Source organism: Tardiphaga sp. 813_E8_N1_3, from assembly GCF_051811025.1.
Taxonomy (GTDB): Bacteria; Pseudomonadota; Alphaproteobacteria; order Rhizobiales; family Xanthobacteraceae; genus Tardiphaga.
The window spans coordinates 885,191-898,713 of the sequence record NZ_JBPWQE010000001.1; the positions used below are offsets into that span (position 1 = coordinate 885,191).

The 13,523-nt window shown below is 60.7% G+C and carries 11 protein-coding genes; 10 read left to right on the forward strand and 1 reads right to left on the reverse strand.

Translation table 11 applies throughout. From position 1 onward, the window contains the following. Window positions 1-25: 25 nt before the first annotated feature. From AB8A33_RS04180 to AB8A33_RS04195, 4 genes are all read left to right on the forward strand, one after another. Entirely contained in the window at window positions 26-421 is a 396-nt protein-coding gene (locus AB8A33_RS04180; RefSeq protein WP_439091551.1) for a hypothetical protein, read from the forward strand. A 72-nt stretch (window positions 422-493) separates the two neighbouring features. After that, complete coding sequence (locus AB8A33_RS04185) at window positions 494-3,676, forward strand: efflux RND transporter permease subunit (protein ID WP_439091552.1); 3,183 nt, start codon at window positions 494-496, stop codon at window positions 3,674-3,676. After that, on the forward strand, window positions 3,673-4,926 hold the full coding sequence (locus AB8A33_RS04190; RefSeq protein ID WP_439091553.1) for an efflux RND transporter periplasmic adaptor subunit: 1,254 nt from the start codon (window positions 3,673-3,675) through the stop codon (window positions 4,924-4,926). The genes AB8A33_RS04185 and AB8A33_RS04190 overlap by 4 nt, the downstream gene beginning before the upstream one ends. Before the next feature lie 20 nt (window positions 4,927-4,946). Then, window positions 4,947-5,594: a hypothetical protein gene (locus tag AB8A33_RS04195; protein WP_439091554.1), complete on the forward strand. Its 648-nt coding sequence runs from the start codon at window positions 4,947-4,949 to the stop codon at window positions 5,592-5,594. An 81-nt stretch (window positions 5,595-5,675) separates the two neighbouring features. On the opposite strand, the gene AB8A33_RS04200 is transcribed toward AB8A33_RS04195, so the two are convergent. Beyond that, window positions 5,676-7,376 carry an IlvD/Edd family dehydratase gene (locus AB8A33_RS04200; protein ID WP_439091555.1) on the reverse strand — a complete coding sequence of 567 codons (1,701 nt, stop codon included), beginning with the start codon at window positions 7,374-7,376 and terminating at the stop codon, window positions 5,676-5,678. A 194-nt stretch (window positions 7,377-7,570) separates the two neighbouring features. Here AB8A33_RS04200 and AB8A33_RS04205 point away from each other — a divergent pair, with 194 nt between their 5' ends. The 6 genes from AB8A33_RS04205 to AB8A33_RS04230 are packed head-to-tail and all read left to right on the forward strand — an operon-like array spanning window position 7,571 to window position 13,510. Beyond that, on the forward strand, window positions 7,571-8,854 hold the full coding sequence (locus tag AB8A33_RS04205; RefSeq protein ID WP_439091556.1) for an ABC transporter substrate-binding protein: 1,284 nt from the start codon (window positions 7,571-7,573) through the stop codon (window positions 8,852-8,854). Window positions 8,855-8,863: 9 nt separating this feature from the next. Next, on the forward strand, window positions 8,864-9,814 hold the full coding sequence (locus AB8A33_RS04210; RefSeq protein ID WP_439091557.1) for a carbohydrate ABC transporter permease: 951 nt from the start codon (window positions 8,864-8,866) through the stop codon (window positions 9,812-9,814). 11 nt (window positions 9,815-9,825) lie between these two features. Then, window positions 9,826-10,668: a carbohydrate ABC transporter permease gene (locus AB8A33_RS04215; RefSeq protein WP_439095853.1), complete on the forward strand. Its 843-nt coding sequence runs from the start codon at window positions 9,826-9,828 to the stop codon at window positions 10,666-10,668. 9 nt (window positions 10,669-10,677) lie between these two features. Then, a complete protein-coding gene (locus tag AB8A33_RS04220; RefSeq protein WP_439091558.1) occupies window positions 10,678-11,814 on the forward strand; it encodes an ABC transporter ATP-binding protein in 1,137 nt (378 codons plus the stop codon). Next, entirely contained in the window at window positions 11,811-12,830 is a 1,020-nt protein-coding gene (locus AB8A33_RS04225; protein WP_439091559.1) for a Gfo/Idh/MocA family protein, read from the forward strand. The genes AB8A33_RS04220 and AB8A33_RS04225 overlap by 4 nt, the downstream gene beginning before the upstream one ends. After that, window positions 12,827-13,510, forward strand: a complete 684-nt coding sequence (locus tag AB8A33_RS04230) for a GntR family transcriptional regulator (RefSeq protein WP_439091560.1) — start codon at window positions 12,827-12,829, stop codon at window positions 13,508-13,510. Before AB8A33_RS04225 ends, AB8A33_RS04230 begins: the two co-directional genes overlap by 4 nt. The last annotated feature ends 13 nt before the right edge of the window (window positions 13,511-13,523 follow it).

Consider the following 13,523-nt stretch of genomic DNA (forward strand, 5'->3'; position numbering starts at 1 on the left):
CTGCGAGATTGCTGTCCGTTGCCCGGTGCGCCGTTTCCTAAATCGTTATTTAGTTGGCCCGCCGCATCGCATCATTATTTCTTCCAAAGACCCAACAGTCGCACGCCGCTGGATTGCCAATCCGGTCGGGCGTCAAGGAAGGAATAATCCAATGCGCTCAAATCTCATGCCTGTGGTGTTAGCAGTCTTCCTCGCCTCGATCGCCGTTGCGGCAGCTCCGAATGCTGCAATGGCTCGTGATGCGATCATTGCATCGAAACCTCTGCCGGCTCCGGTGGGACACGCCCAGCCGACCCCGAATGGCTTTCTGTCAGACGAAGATGCGAACGCGGACGAACAGCAGCGACTTTCGAAGTACGATGCGCAGCAGCATCTGCTGGACGAGCAGCTCGACAAGTCGCTGAACATCTGCCGCTGCTGATGTTCAGCCTTCACGCGGCGCTTAGGAGCAGTCGCAGAACTCTTCCACGTACGGACAATCTTGGAGCGAGCAATGGGCATCGTGCGGTTTGCACTGAGATTTCCGTATACCTATTACGTGGTGGCGGTGCTGATTCTGTTTCTCGGCGGCGTTGCCATCCGCTCAATGCCGACTGACATTTTTCCAGAGATCCGAATTCCCGTCGTAACGGTGATCTGGAGCTATACGGGTCTCTCGACACCTGAGATGGAAGATCGGGTCTCGACCTACAGCCAGTACTCCATCAGCGCCAACGTCAACGGCATCAAGAATATCGAAGCACAGACTCTGAACGGGCTCTCGATCCAGAAGATTTACTTCCAACCCGACGTCAATCTCGACCTCGCAATTTCGCAGATCGTTTCGGCTACAAATGCGATCCGCGCGCTGATGCCGCCTGGCATCCAGCCGCCAATCGTGGTGCAGTTCAATGCCTCTAGCGTCCCGGTGCTGCAGCTCAGCCTCAACTCCGATACGCTGAACGAACAGCAGCTGTATGATTTCGGCATCTACAGAATCCGACAACAGCTGGCGCCGGTGCATGGCGTGACGCTACCTACCCCGGCTGGCGGCAAGTATCGCCAGATCATGGTTGATCTCGATCCTGACAAGCTGCTGTCGCGTGGACTGACGCCGCTCGATGTCGTCAACGCGGTCAACACTCAGAATCTGACACTGCCGACCGGAACCGCCAAGATTGGTGACAAGCAGTATACGATGCGTACAAACGCGACGCCCGCCAGCATCGCTGACCTCAACATGATCCCGGTCAAGTTTGTCAACGGCGCGACGATCTTTCTGAAGGACGTTGCCCAGGTTCGCGACGGGTCGGCAGTGCAGCAGAATATCGTGCGTCAGGACGGCCGGCGTTCGGTGCTGTTGAGTATCATCAAGAACGGTAATGCCTCGACGCTGACCGTAGTCAACGCAGTCAAGGACGTGCTTAAACAGGCGCGGGCAGCAGCGCCCGCAGGGTTAAAGATCAACGAGTTGTTCGATCAGTCCGTATTCGTCAAGTCATCGGTGACGGGCGTGCTGCATGAAGGCGCGATCGCTGCCGGCCTGACGGCACTGATGATCCTGCTCTTTCTGGGATCATGGCGCTCAACGCTTGTGGTGATGATCTCGATCCCGCTGGCGATCCTGTCGTCGCTCGTGGTGTTGTATTTCCTCGGCGAGACGCTCAACACGATGACGCTCGGCGGCCTCGCGCTCGCGGTTGGCATTCTGGTCGATGATTCCACGGTAACGATCGAGAACACGCATCGGCTTCTGACCGAGGAGCACATGGCGCTGCCGGACGCGACCCTGCATGGCGCAGCCGGCATCGCGATCCCGACGCTGGTCTCGACGCTGGCTATCAGTTGCGTCTTCACCTCGGTGGTGTTCCTCGACGGCCCGGCAAAATATTTGTTCACGCCGCTTGGCTTGGCGGTCGTATTCGCCATGCTGGCATCCTACGGCCTGTCGCGGACGCTCACCCCGATCACCATCGGGCTGCTGCTGCGGTATGAGAAGCATGGCCCAGACGATGGCCGTCCGAAGGGGCTGTTCGCGCGGCTGTCGGGTGCGTTCGAGCGCGGCTTCGAGCGGATGCGTACTGGTTACGTCGCGCTGCTGACCCAGCTGCTCAAGAATCGCGTCGTCGTGCCGGTGGCTGCAGTGCTGATCATCGGTCTCGGCGGCGTTATGCTGGTCTCGGTCGGCCGCGATTTTTTCCCGCTCATCGACGGCGGCGAGATCCAGCTCCACGTCCGTGCCCCCGCCGGCACGAGGATCGACGCCACCGAAAAAATCTTTCAACAGGTGGAGGACAAGATCCGCCAGATCGTTCCGGAGAGCGAGCGCAGTCTGATCGTCGACAATATAGGCCTGCCTGCTCGCCCCTATAATCTTGCCTTTACCGATGGCTCGACCATCGGTGTCAATGACGGCATTATCCAGGTGCAGCTCAAAGAAGGTCACAAGCCGACCGCCGACTACGTTCGCAAGCTGCGCGAGGTGCTGCCTGCGGCATTTCCCAATGACGTGTTCTACTTCCAGGCCGCCGATATCGTAACGCAGATTTTGAATTTCGGGCTGCCGGCGCAGATCGACGTCCGGACCGTCGGCTACGACCCCGGTGACCTTGCCATCGCGCAGAAGCTGCGGGAGCGCATCGCAGCGATCCCCGGCATTGTCGACGCGCATCTTCAGCAGGAAACTGACGCGCCGTCATTCTATACCGAGATCGACCGTACCCGCGCGGCGCAGCTGGGACTCAATGCCAGTACGATCGCGACGAATATCAATGTCAGCCTGAGTTCCTCGTCGCAGGTGTCGCCGAACTTCTGGACCGATCCGGCATCTGGAATTCCCTATTATCTCGCCGTGCAGACACCCGAGTACCGACTCAATTCGCTCAACGCCTATGGCAATACGCCGGTGTCGAGCACGCTGACCGTCGGAGGCCAGCCGGTGCCGGGAATGCTCAGCAACGTCGCGACCTTCAAGCGCGAACCGCTGCCCACCAACCTGAACCAGGCCAATGTGCAGCCGGTTTACGACGTCTATGCCAGCGCGCAAGGCCGCGACCTCGGCGCGATCTCCGCCGACATCAACAAGGTAACGGCCGATTTGCAGAAGGAGATGAAGCCCGGAAACAGCATTGTCGTACTGGGCCAGATCCAGAGCATGAACGATGCCTTCGTCAACCTCGGCATCGGTTTGCTGTTCGCTGCTGTGTTCGTTTATCTCCTGATGGTGGTAAACTACCAGAACTTCAGCGATCCCTTCGTCGTGATGCTGGCGCTGCCGGCGACCCTGGCCGGCATCGTCACCATGCTGTTCATCACGGGTACCACCCTGAACGTGCCGTCGATGATGGGCGCGATCATGGCGGTCGGCGTGGCGTCGGCGAATTCGATCCTGTTGGTTACCTTCGCGCGCGAGCAGCAACTCGCAGGCCATTCTGCGTTCGAGGCCGCAATCAGCGCCGGCCACACCCGGATCCGGCCGGTGCTGATGACCGCGGCGGCGATGATCGTCGGCATGATTCCGATGGCGATCGGCAGCGCCGGGGAGGAACAGAACGCAGCGCTCGCCCGCGCGGTGATCGGTGGATTGCTGTTTGCGACGCCGACCACGCTTTTGATCGTGCCGTACTTGTTTTCGCTATTGCGCAAACGCGTCGACGGCCAGCCGCAACACGGCGTCTTTGAGGAGGCTAGTTCATGACCGGGATTCAGAGGTTGCATGAGGCGCGAACCCAGGAGGAGCCGTCCGTGGTAAATCGGCAGGCGGATCCGCCGCCGGTGCGGCCTCGCTCCAAGGCCCGGCTGATGCTGGTTCTGGCGGTCCTGCTGTTACTCGGCGGCGGTCTCGGCTTCGGCTTCTGGCGGCACCAGCAGGCGCAGCAGGCTGTTGCGGACACGGCGAAGGAGCTCCGCGATCTCGTCCCGGACGTGAAGGTCGCGGTTATCAGCGACAGCACCGGCAGCAACGACATTTCGCTGCCGGCCACCACCACGGCGTTCGAAGCGGCGAATATCTTTGCCCGCACCAGCGGCTATGTTGAAAAACGCTATGTAGACATCGGCGATCGGGTCAAGGCTGGCGACCTTTTGGCCGAGATCACCGCGCCGGAACTCGATCATCAGATCACTCAGGCCCAGGCCACGCTGAAACAGAACCAGGCTGCGTTGCAGCAGACTCAGGCCAGTCGCGATCTCGCGGATGCCACCAACGGCCGCGACAGCAGGCTCGTGAAACAGGGCTGGCTGACGCTGCAGCAGGGCGACAACGACCGGCTGACGCTGGCAGCCCAGCAGGCGGCGGTCGGAGTCGCGCAGTCCAACATCGCCGCGCAAGAGGCGCAAATTCGGATACTCACGCAGGAGAAGGCTTATCAGCGGGTGATCGCGCCGTTTGACGGCGTCATCACCCAACGCAATATCGATAATGGCAGCCTGGTTCAGTCCGGATCCACGTTCATGTATACGCTGATGCACAGCAATGTCGTCCGCGTTCAGCTATTCGTGCCGCAGGACGCGGCATTCGGAGTGACGCCCGGCGTGAAGGCGAGCGTCCACGTTCCAGAAATTCCCAATCGGGTGTTTGACGGCACGGTCACGCGGATCGCCTCTGCGTTGCAGCCCGGTAGCCGGACGTTGTTGACCGAAGTTGACATCCCCAACCCGGATGGGGCGCTCAGCCCGGGCATCTATTGCACCGTGGACCTGCATGTTCCGCGCAAGACGCCTGCCTTTATCGTGCCGGCAGATGCCGTGATCTTCAACGCCGATGGCACGCAAGTGGCCGTTGCGGAGAATGGCATCGTCCATATGCACAAGATCACCATCGCGCGCGATTTTGGCACCTCCGTCGAAGTACGCAATGGCATCAAGGCCGGCGACCAGGTGGTGCTGAATCCGATGGTGAATCTGGCGGAAGGTCAGAAGGTGAAGGCCCACAAGCAGGCGGTGTGAGCAGGAAAGGAAACGTAGCGATGATGCGACTGTTGGGCGTTTTGATGCTATCGCTGTTAGGCTGCGACGCGGTTCTGGCGCAGGTCTCGACCATGGGCACGACGTCGATGGGGCTTCCAACCACTCCTGGTACGATGGTTTCCTCGCCGCTCAACGGCCCGAGTCCGTTCTCCGCGGCAACGCTTCCGGGAGCGGCAGATACCAGCCTGGCTCCGGTGCCGCTGGCGTCGGATCCGACAACGCCGGGTACCGTTATCAATTGCGCGCCAACCACAGCGCCAAGTGCGGCGACACCCGCGGCCGCCCTGGGAACGATCTCGACGACGAATCTCGGTAGCGCGACCGGTACGGCCACCCCGACCACGCCGGTTGGTAGCCCGCTGGACTCCAGCAGCTGTGTCCTGAACGGGAATACCAGCCCAAGCGACCCTTCATCGTTGCCGCTCACCACTCCGTTGATTTCCAGCGTCCTGCCCGGCACGCTTGAGGCGCCGACTGCCATCCTCGGCGACACCAGTATCGCTCCGTCGGCGACGATGCCTACACCGAACGCGACGGCCTGCAACGAGACCGTCTCGATGAACCTTGCCGCCCCCGGCATGATGGCGGCTGCCAATGCCACGGGTGCCACGGCGACGCCAGGCGTAACCGCGCTTTCGGGCTGCTGACTTAAAGTGCAGAGCTGTGCCTATGACTTCTTCTGGCACAAAGCGGACATCGCCTTCGTTATCTTAGAATAAGACGATCAATCAGTTTTTCTTCGCGATCATGAAATCGAAGTCGCAGCCTTCATCGGCTTGGGTCACCGTCTGTTGAAATAGGCGAGCGTATCCGCGGTCAGGCAGATTTGCATGAACCGTTGCCTGCGTTGCGCGGCGCCTGTCGAGTTCGGCTTCATCGACCAGGAGGCTGATGGACCGCCCATCGACGTCAAGCTTGATCTGATCACCATTGCGAACTAGCCCGAGCGGACCGCCCACCGCGGATTCGGGCGTAATATGCAACACGATGGTGCCAAATGCAGTGCCACTCATGCGGGCATCTGAAATGCGTACCATGTCCTTCACACCTTGTCGGCCGAGCTTTTTGGGGATCGGCAGATAGCCCGCTTCCGGCATGCCCGGTGCGCCTTTGGGGCCGGTGTTCAGTAGCACCAGAACGTCGTCGGCCGTTACGTCCAGATCGGGATCGTCGATCCGTAGTGCCATGTCCTCGACAGAGGTAAACACTACGGCGCGGCCGGTGTGCTGCAGCAGCCGGGGCGTCGCAGCCGAGCGCTTGATGATCGCGCCGCCGGGCGCGAGGTTGCCGTAGAGCACGGCCATGGAGCCTTCGGCCTTGATCGGATTGCTACGCGGCCGGATGACGTCCTGACCGGGGACGATCTCAGCTTCGGCCGCAATCTCGCCCAGTGTCTTGCCTGCGATGGTGGGCGCGCTGCCATCGATAAGGTCGCCAAGTTCTGCAAGCAACTTGGGCACGCCGCCAGCGTGATGGAAATGCTCCATGTAGTGCGCACCTGACGGTTTCAGATCGATCAGCACGGGCGCAATGCGGCCGATCTCGTCGAGCATGTCGAGATCGTAGCCATGCGGTGTTCGGTTGGCGATCGCGGTGAGATGAATGATGCCGTTGGTAGAGCCGCCGATCGCCTGCATGACAACGGTGGCGTTACGGAAAGCCGCAGGCGTCAGCAATTCCGAGGGACGTGGTCCGCCGCTTACCGCCATTTCGGCGGCGCGCTTGCCGCTTGCTTCGGCGAGACGGAAACGTTCGGCGTGCGGGGCAGGGATGGTCGCGCTCATCGGCAGCGACAGGCCCAGCACTTCCGTGACGCAGGCCATTGTGCTGGCGGTGCCCATCACCATGCAGGTGCCAACGGAGGGCGCGAGGCGTTCGTTGACTATCTCGATTTCCTCGGCGTCGATCTCGCCGGCGCGGTGCGCACTCCAGAGGCGGCGACAATCCGTACAGGCGCCGAGCACCTCACCCTTGTGATGACCAACGACCATGGGGCCGACAGGGATCACCACCGTCGGCAGATTGACGGATGCCGCGGCCATGATCTGTGCCGGCAGCGTCTTGTCACAGCCGCCGATGACCACGATGGCGTCCATCGGCTGCGCGCGGATCATCTCCTCGGTGTCCATGGCCATCAGGTTGCGCAGGAACATTGAGGTGGGGTGCGCGAAACTTTCGTGGATCGAGATGGTCGGGAACACCATGGGCATCGCGCCGGCCAGCATCACGCCGCGCTTCACCGCCTCGATGATGGCAGGGACGTTACCGTGGCACGGATTGTAGTCGCTGTAAGTGTTGGTGATTCCGACGATCGGGCGCTCCAGCGCATCGTCGGAATAGCCCATCGCCTTGATGAACGCCTTGCGCAGAAATAGCGCAAATCCCGCGTCGCCATAGTTGGTCAGCCCTTTGCGAAGCCCTTTGGACATGTCGTTTCCCCTGCGGCCACCAAAGCCGATTTTCTTCGTTACATCGCTGGCGCCATGGATATTGTCAATAATCTGATTGGATGCGGCGGATATAATCCCTCATATCGCCATGTTAGATATTTATTATTGACAATATGACTGAACCTGTTCCAGGGTCCGGCCCAATAAAAAACAGACATCCGGAGGAGATCACCATGACGGCACGGAGAATTGGACTGGCTGCGGTCGTCGCGGCCGCCACCATCGCGAGCGCTGCTCCCGCTTTTGCGCAGGCCACGCAGATCACGATGTGGAGCAACTGGCCCGACGAGCCCGCCAAGAAGGATTGGGTGACGACGCGGGTGAAGGACTTCGAGGCTGCGAACAAGCAGTGCTCGGTCAAGCTCAGCTTCATCCCGAAGGCGGATCTGTACACCCAGGCCAAATCGGCGGTGCGGACCGGGCAGGCGCCCGACATTTTCTACATGGAACCGGATCAGCCGGAATTTCTCGCCGGAGGCTTCCTCGAACCGCTGGATAGCTATGTCGATCTGGCGCAGTACGAGGACTGGTCGAAACCGGCCTGGACATCGAAGGGCAAGGTCTACGGCCTGCCGGTCGAGGCCTATACGGTCGAGCTTTACTACAACAAGGACGCGGTCAAGAAGGTCGGCGTGGATGTACCGGCGTCGTTCCAGCTAACGCAGGAGCAGTTCACCGATCTGGTGAAGAAGGGCGTTGCCGCCGGCATCACCCCGGTGTCGCAAGGCGTCGGCGATCGTCCGTTCCCGGGTGGCTTGCTTCTGTTCGAGTCGCTGCTGCGCAAGCTCGGTACCGAGGACTATGGCAAGCTGCTCAATGGTGGGCTGTCGTTCAAGGATCCGCGCGTCGTTGAAGTCATGACCTGGATGAAGGGGCTGGTCGATGCCGGCGCCTATCCGAAGAGTTTTTCCACGCTGAAGCTCGGTGAGTCCCACTTCTACTTCTACAATACGCCGGGCGCGCTGACCTTCCCGGATCCGAGCTGGTTCACCGGTCGCGCCTTTGCGCCACCGGAAGGTGGCGGCATGCCGGCCAATTTCCCGCTCGGCATCATGCAGTTTCCGGCAATGGACAAGGGCGCTTGTCCGGACTGCAAGACGCTCGCCGTCGCCGGCAGCTTCGTGATGTATTCGAAGAGCAAGAACAAGGATTGCGCCGGTGCGCTCATGAAATCCATGGCCACCGTCGAGAACGGAACCAAGTGGATGGAGCAGGTCTCGCTGCAGACCGGCCTGAAATCCGACCCAGCCAAGATCAACAGCCCGCGCAAGGACTACTTTGCGGAGCTCAATGCACGCAACAAGAACGTCAAATACTTCTTCGGCACGCCGCTGCTGTATTACCGCGCCAAGTGCGCGGAGACCTACACCCAGGTGATGAACAACGCTTTTCCGGCCGGCCTCCTGAGCGTTCAGGAAGCTGCGGAGAAGATGGACAGCGCCTGCTTCAAGAGCTGAGTGGACACGATGACATCGATCAGCATTCCATCCGCTGCCGAGGAGGGGGCTCAGCACGCAGCCCCCTCGCTGGCCGATCCGCGCCGGGCAAGCTGGTGGGTGCTGACCGTCTTTCTGGCGCCGGCCTTGGCGGTGTATATCGGACTGACCGCCTATCCGGCGTTTCGAACTTTCTATGACAGCTTCTTCACCATCGAAGGTCTCAATGCGACCTTCGTCGGCCTGGATAACTATCGCGCGCTGATGTCCGACGAGACGTTCTGGGTGTCGGTGCGGAACACATTCATCTGGTCGTTCATCGCGCCCGTGCTCGATGTCGTGACAGGCCTGCTGCTCGCGCTGGCGCTGTATGCGGGCGTTCCTGCCGCGCGCTTCCTGCGGGTCGCGTGGTTCACGCCGGTCCTTCTGTCTTACGTCGTCGTCGCCATTCTGTGGATGTGGATCTTCAACTACGATTGGGGAATCCTTAATGCGATGTTGCGCGCCGTCGGACTTGGGGCACTGGCGTCGTCCTGGCTCGGCGATCCAAATTTAGCGCTCGGCGCCCTGATCGTGACCCATGCCTGGAAATGGGCGGGCTTCAACATGGTGGTTTGTCTCGCCGCGATCCATTCGTTGCCGCGCGAGGTGCTGGAAGCCTCCGAACTCGACAATTGCGGCTGGGGTGCCAAGCTGCGCTACGTCATCGTGCCGATGCTGCGGCCGACATTGCTGAACCTTTATATTCTTGCCTTCATCGGCAAGATGAAGATCTTCGACTTGGTCTGGATCATGACCCAGGGCGGTCCGCTATGGGCGACCGAAACCGTATCCACCTACGTCTACAAGCGCGCTTTTAACTGGAACACCTTTGATCTCGGCTATCCCTCCGCCATCGCGTCGGTGTGGTTCGTGGTGGTCTGCGCCGCTGTCATCATCCTCAATCGCCTTCTGGCGACCCGCGAACGTCTGGAGTACTGATCGTGGCTGCCATGCTTGCGGAGCGCGCGCCATTGCCGCGTTTCTTCAGCCGCGGAGCGCTCGCTCTCGTGCTGGGTCTCTATACCATCTACACGCTGGGTCCGTTCCTGTGGCTGGCCACGATGTCGGTACGGACCACCGCCGAGATCAGCGCAGACCATTATGCGTGGCCGAAAGTATTCCATTGGGAGCAATTCCGGATCGCCTGGGTCGATTCCGATTTTGCGACCTATTTCTGGAACTCCACGATCGTCGTGGTGAGTGCAGTCGCTGTTGTGACCTTGCTTGGCGCCGCAGCAGCGCATGCGCTGGCGCGCTATCGTTTCCGCGGCAACCGGTTGGTCTACGGCATCCTGTTCTCGTCGATCATTTTCCCGCCGCAGATTACCTTGATCTCGCTGTATCAGATTTTGGTCGACTACAATCTCTACAACAGCCTGCTCGGGCTGACGCTAGTCTATGTGTCGCTGCAGTTGCCGCTGACGGTCTATCTGCTGGAAGGATTCTTTGCGCGCATTCCGCAGGATCTGTTCGACGCTGCCAAGATCGATGGCTACGGCGATCTCGAAATCTTCCGGCGCATCGTGCTGCCCATCGGCATGCCGGCGATTGCCACCACGCTGATCCTGAACTTCATCCAGCTCTGGAACGAGTTTTTGTTTGCCGTCGTGCTGATCACCGACCCCGACAAGCGCACGCTGCCGGTCGGCATTCGTGCCTTCATGGGCGATCACTTCCAGGACATTGGCATGATCGCCACCGGCGTCATGATCTCCGTCATTCCGGTGATTATCGTCTACGTCTTCTTCTCCGAGAAACTCATTCGCGGCATGACTGCCGGCGCAATCAAGTAAGAGGCAGCCATGGCCGTTGTCACCCTCGACAAGCTCTCCAAACAATATGGGCCGACCGGTCCGGTGGTGGTCGACAAGGTCGATCTTCATATCGGCGACGGCGAATTCATGGTTCTGCTCGGGCCCTCAGGCTGCGGCAAGTCGACGACACTGCGCATGATCGCGGGCCTGGAGGAGATCAGCTCCGGCAAGCTCTCGATTGGCGATCGTGTCGTCAATCAGGTACCTGCCAAGGACCGCGACATCGCAATGGTGTTTCAGTCCTATGCGCTTTATCCGCATATGAGCGTCGCGGACAATCTCGCCTTCGGCCTGCGCCGGCGCAATTTCGCCGCTGCCGAGATCGAACGCCGGGTGCAGGATGCGGCGAATATTCTTGGCCTGACGCCCTTGCTGGCGCGCAAGCCCAGCGCGTTGTCAGGCGGCCAGCGCCAGCGCGTCGCGCTCGGCCGCGCAATGGTGCGCGAGCCGATGGTGTTCCTCTTCGACGAACCGCTGTCCAATCTCGACGCGGCCTTGCGCGTCAATACCCGCAGCGAGATCATCAAGCAGCACAAGCGGCTGGGATCGACGATGATCTATGTCACCCATGATCAGGTTGAGGCGATGACCATGGGCACGCGGATCTGCGTCATGAATGCGGGACGGGTTGCGCAAATCGGTGCGCCGCTGGATGTCTATTGGGAGCCGGCCGATACATTCGTCGCGCGGTTTCTCGGATCGCCGCCGATGAATCTGGCGACGGCGGTTGTCACTTCGGCCAATGAAGGCCATGTGGCACGCAGTTCAAGCGTCGAGACGGCGTTGACGCGCTGGTCAGCCGAGGTGCTCGGCAAGCTGGCAGACCAGAAAGTGACAATCGGCGTGCGCGCCGAGGATTTACATATCAACAAGGCAGCGCTGGGCAATGAGCCTGCGGGCCATGTGCGGGGGCGCACGATCGCGGTGGAGCCGCTGGGCGCGGAAACCTTGCTGTTGGTCGAAATCGAACCCGGCGTGGAGTGGACGGCGCGGTTGCCGCGTCATGTACCTGTCGCCATCGACGAGACCGTCGATCTGTATTTCCCGGCCAATGCGGTCTTTGTGTTCGACGCGACGACGGGCCGGGCCGTCATCGGCGAGAAGCGTCGGGATATCAGGCAATGAGCAAGCCGTTGCGGATCGGATTGATTGGTGCGGGCTGGGTCACGCAATATCATCTGCAGGCCTGGCAGAAGCTTGCGGGGCGTGCTGCGGTCGTCGCGATCGCCGATCCCTCTTCGAAGAACGCTACCGCGCGCGCCCGGCAATTCGATATCAGGCGATGCTTTTCGCACGCGGAAGACATGCTGGCGGAATGTGAACTCGATGCGGTCGATATTGCCGCGCCGCGAGCCTTCCATGCGCCTTTGGTGCGCCTCGTGGCCGATCGCGGTCTGCCGGTCCTTTGCCAGAAGCCGCTCGCCCCGACACTCGCAGAAGCCGAGGCGCTGGCTCGTGACGTCGACGGCCGCATCCGGCTGATGGTGCATGAGAACTGGCGCTTTCGTGCATATTATCGCGATGCTGCATCGTGGATCAGGGACGGTCGTATCGGCGCGGTGACTGCTGCCCGGCTGACGCTGCTGACATCGGGCACGATTCCCGATGCGAACGGCCAATATCCCGCGATCGAGCGCCAGCCCTTCATGCGCGGCGAGTCCCGAATGTTGGTAGCTGAAGTGCTAATTCATCATCTCGATACTTTGCGCATGCTGCTAGGCCCGCTGGATGTGACCGCGGCGGCACTGACCCAGACATGTCCGGATATTGCGGGTGAAGACGGTGCCGTGATCCAGATGCGATCCCACAGCGGCGCGGGCGTATCCTTGTTCGCAAGCTTCGCGGCCCATGGCGCGCCGATATCGCAGGCCGATCAACTCGAAATCCTTGGCACGATCGGTTCAATTCGGCTCGAAGGTACGCAGCTAAAGCTGACGGGTGCGCAAAGCGAGATACGCGCCTACGATCTCGCTGCGACCTATCAGGGTTCCTATGATGCGACCATCGCGCATTTCGTCAATGCGCTGCAAAGCAACGCGCCTTTCGAGACCTCTCCAGCGGACAACCTGCAAACTTTGCGCTTGGTCGAGGATTGCTACAAGCTGTCGGGACGCGAAGCATCTGGAGGCAATGCCAGATGACTGTCGCCAAAATTACGTCACGCGCCGATGAACAGGCCGAGATCATCCGGCGGGTCGAAGAGGATATCATCTTCGGCCGATTGCCGCCGGGCGGGCGGCTGATCGAAGACAATCTGATGGAGCGCTACGGCGCCTCGCGGCACTTCGTGCGCCAGGCGCTGGTGCATCTTGAACATACCGGCATCGTCCAGCGGGAGAAGAATGTGGGCGCGACGGTGCGTTCCTATTCAACGGCCGAGGTAAAGCAGATCTATGAAGTGCGCGAGATGCTCACGCGCCAGGCCGCACTGATGATCCCGTTGCCGGCCAAGACGTCGTTGATCATGGAACTCGAAGCCATTCAGGCAGAATATGTGCGGCATGCAGAGCGCGGCAATCTGCGCGGCATTCACGACACCAATGACGCGTTTCACATCGCTCTGTTTGCGGCGTGCGGAAACCCGTATCTGGTGCGATCGCTGCAGGATTACATGGGCCTGACACTGCCCATGCGTGCCAAGAACCTTGCCGATCACGACGGGCTGCAGGTGTCGATCCAGCAGCACGATATGATGATTTCACTGCTGCGTGGCAACGACAACTGGGCGCTGTCGCAGCTCTGCGTCGAGCACATGCATTCCAGCAAGGCCGACTACCTGCAACGCGTGGCCGTGCCCGACCCAAATCTAGGGCCGGACTGACAGGCCAGCACGC

Bases quoted from the DNA above. Each gene is read 5' to 3' on its own strand.
- AB8A33_RS04185 (WP_439091552.1), top strand. From the start codon at position 494: ATGGGCATCGTGCGGTTTGCACTGAGATTTCCGTATACCTATTACGTG.
- AB8A33_RS04190 (WP_439091553.1), top strand. From the start codon at position 3,673: ATGACCGGGATTCAGAGGTTGCATGAGGCGCGAACCCAGGAGGAGCCG.
- AB8A33_RS04195 (WP_439091554.1), top strand. From the start codon at position 4,947: ATGATGCGACTGTTGGGCGTTTTGATGCTATCGCTGTTAGGCTGCGAC.
- AB8A33_RS04200 (WP_439091555.1), bottom strand. From the start codon at position 7,376: ATGTCCAAAGGGCTTCGCAAAGGGCTGACCAACTATGGCGACGCGGGA.
- AB8A33_RS04205 (WP_439091556.1), top strand. From the start codon at position 7,571: ATGACGGCACGGAGAATTGGACTGGCTGCGGTCGTCGCGGCCGCCACC.
- AB8A33_RS04210 (WP_439091557.1), top strand. From the start codon at position 8,864: ATGACATCGATCAGCATTCCATCCGCTGCCGAGGAGGGGGCTCAGCAC.
- AB8A33_RS04215 (WP_439095853.1), top strand. From the start codon at position 9,826: ATGCTTGCGGAGCGCGCGCCATTGCCGCGTTTCTTCAGCCGCGGAGCG.
- AB8A33_RS04220 (WP_439091558.1), top strand. From the start codon at position 10,678: ATGGCCGTTGTCACCCTCGACAAGCTCTCCAAACAATATGGGCCGACC.
- AB8A33_RS04225 (WP_439091559.1), top strand. From the start codon at position 11,811: ATGAGCAAGCCGTTGCGGATCGGATTGATTGGTGCGGGCTGGGTCACG.
- AB8A33_RS04230 (WP_439091560.1), top strand. From the start codon at position 12,827: ATGACTGTCGCCAAAATTACGTCACGCGCCGATGAACAGGCCGAGATC.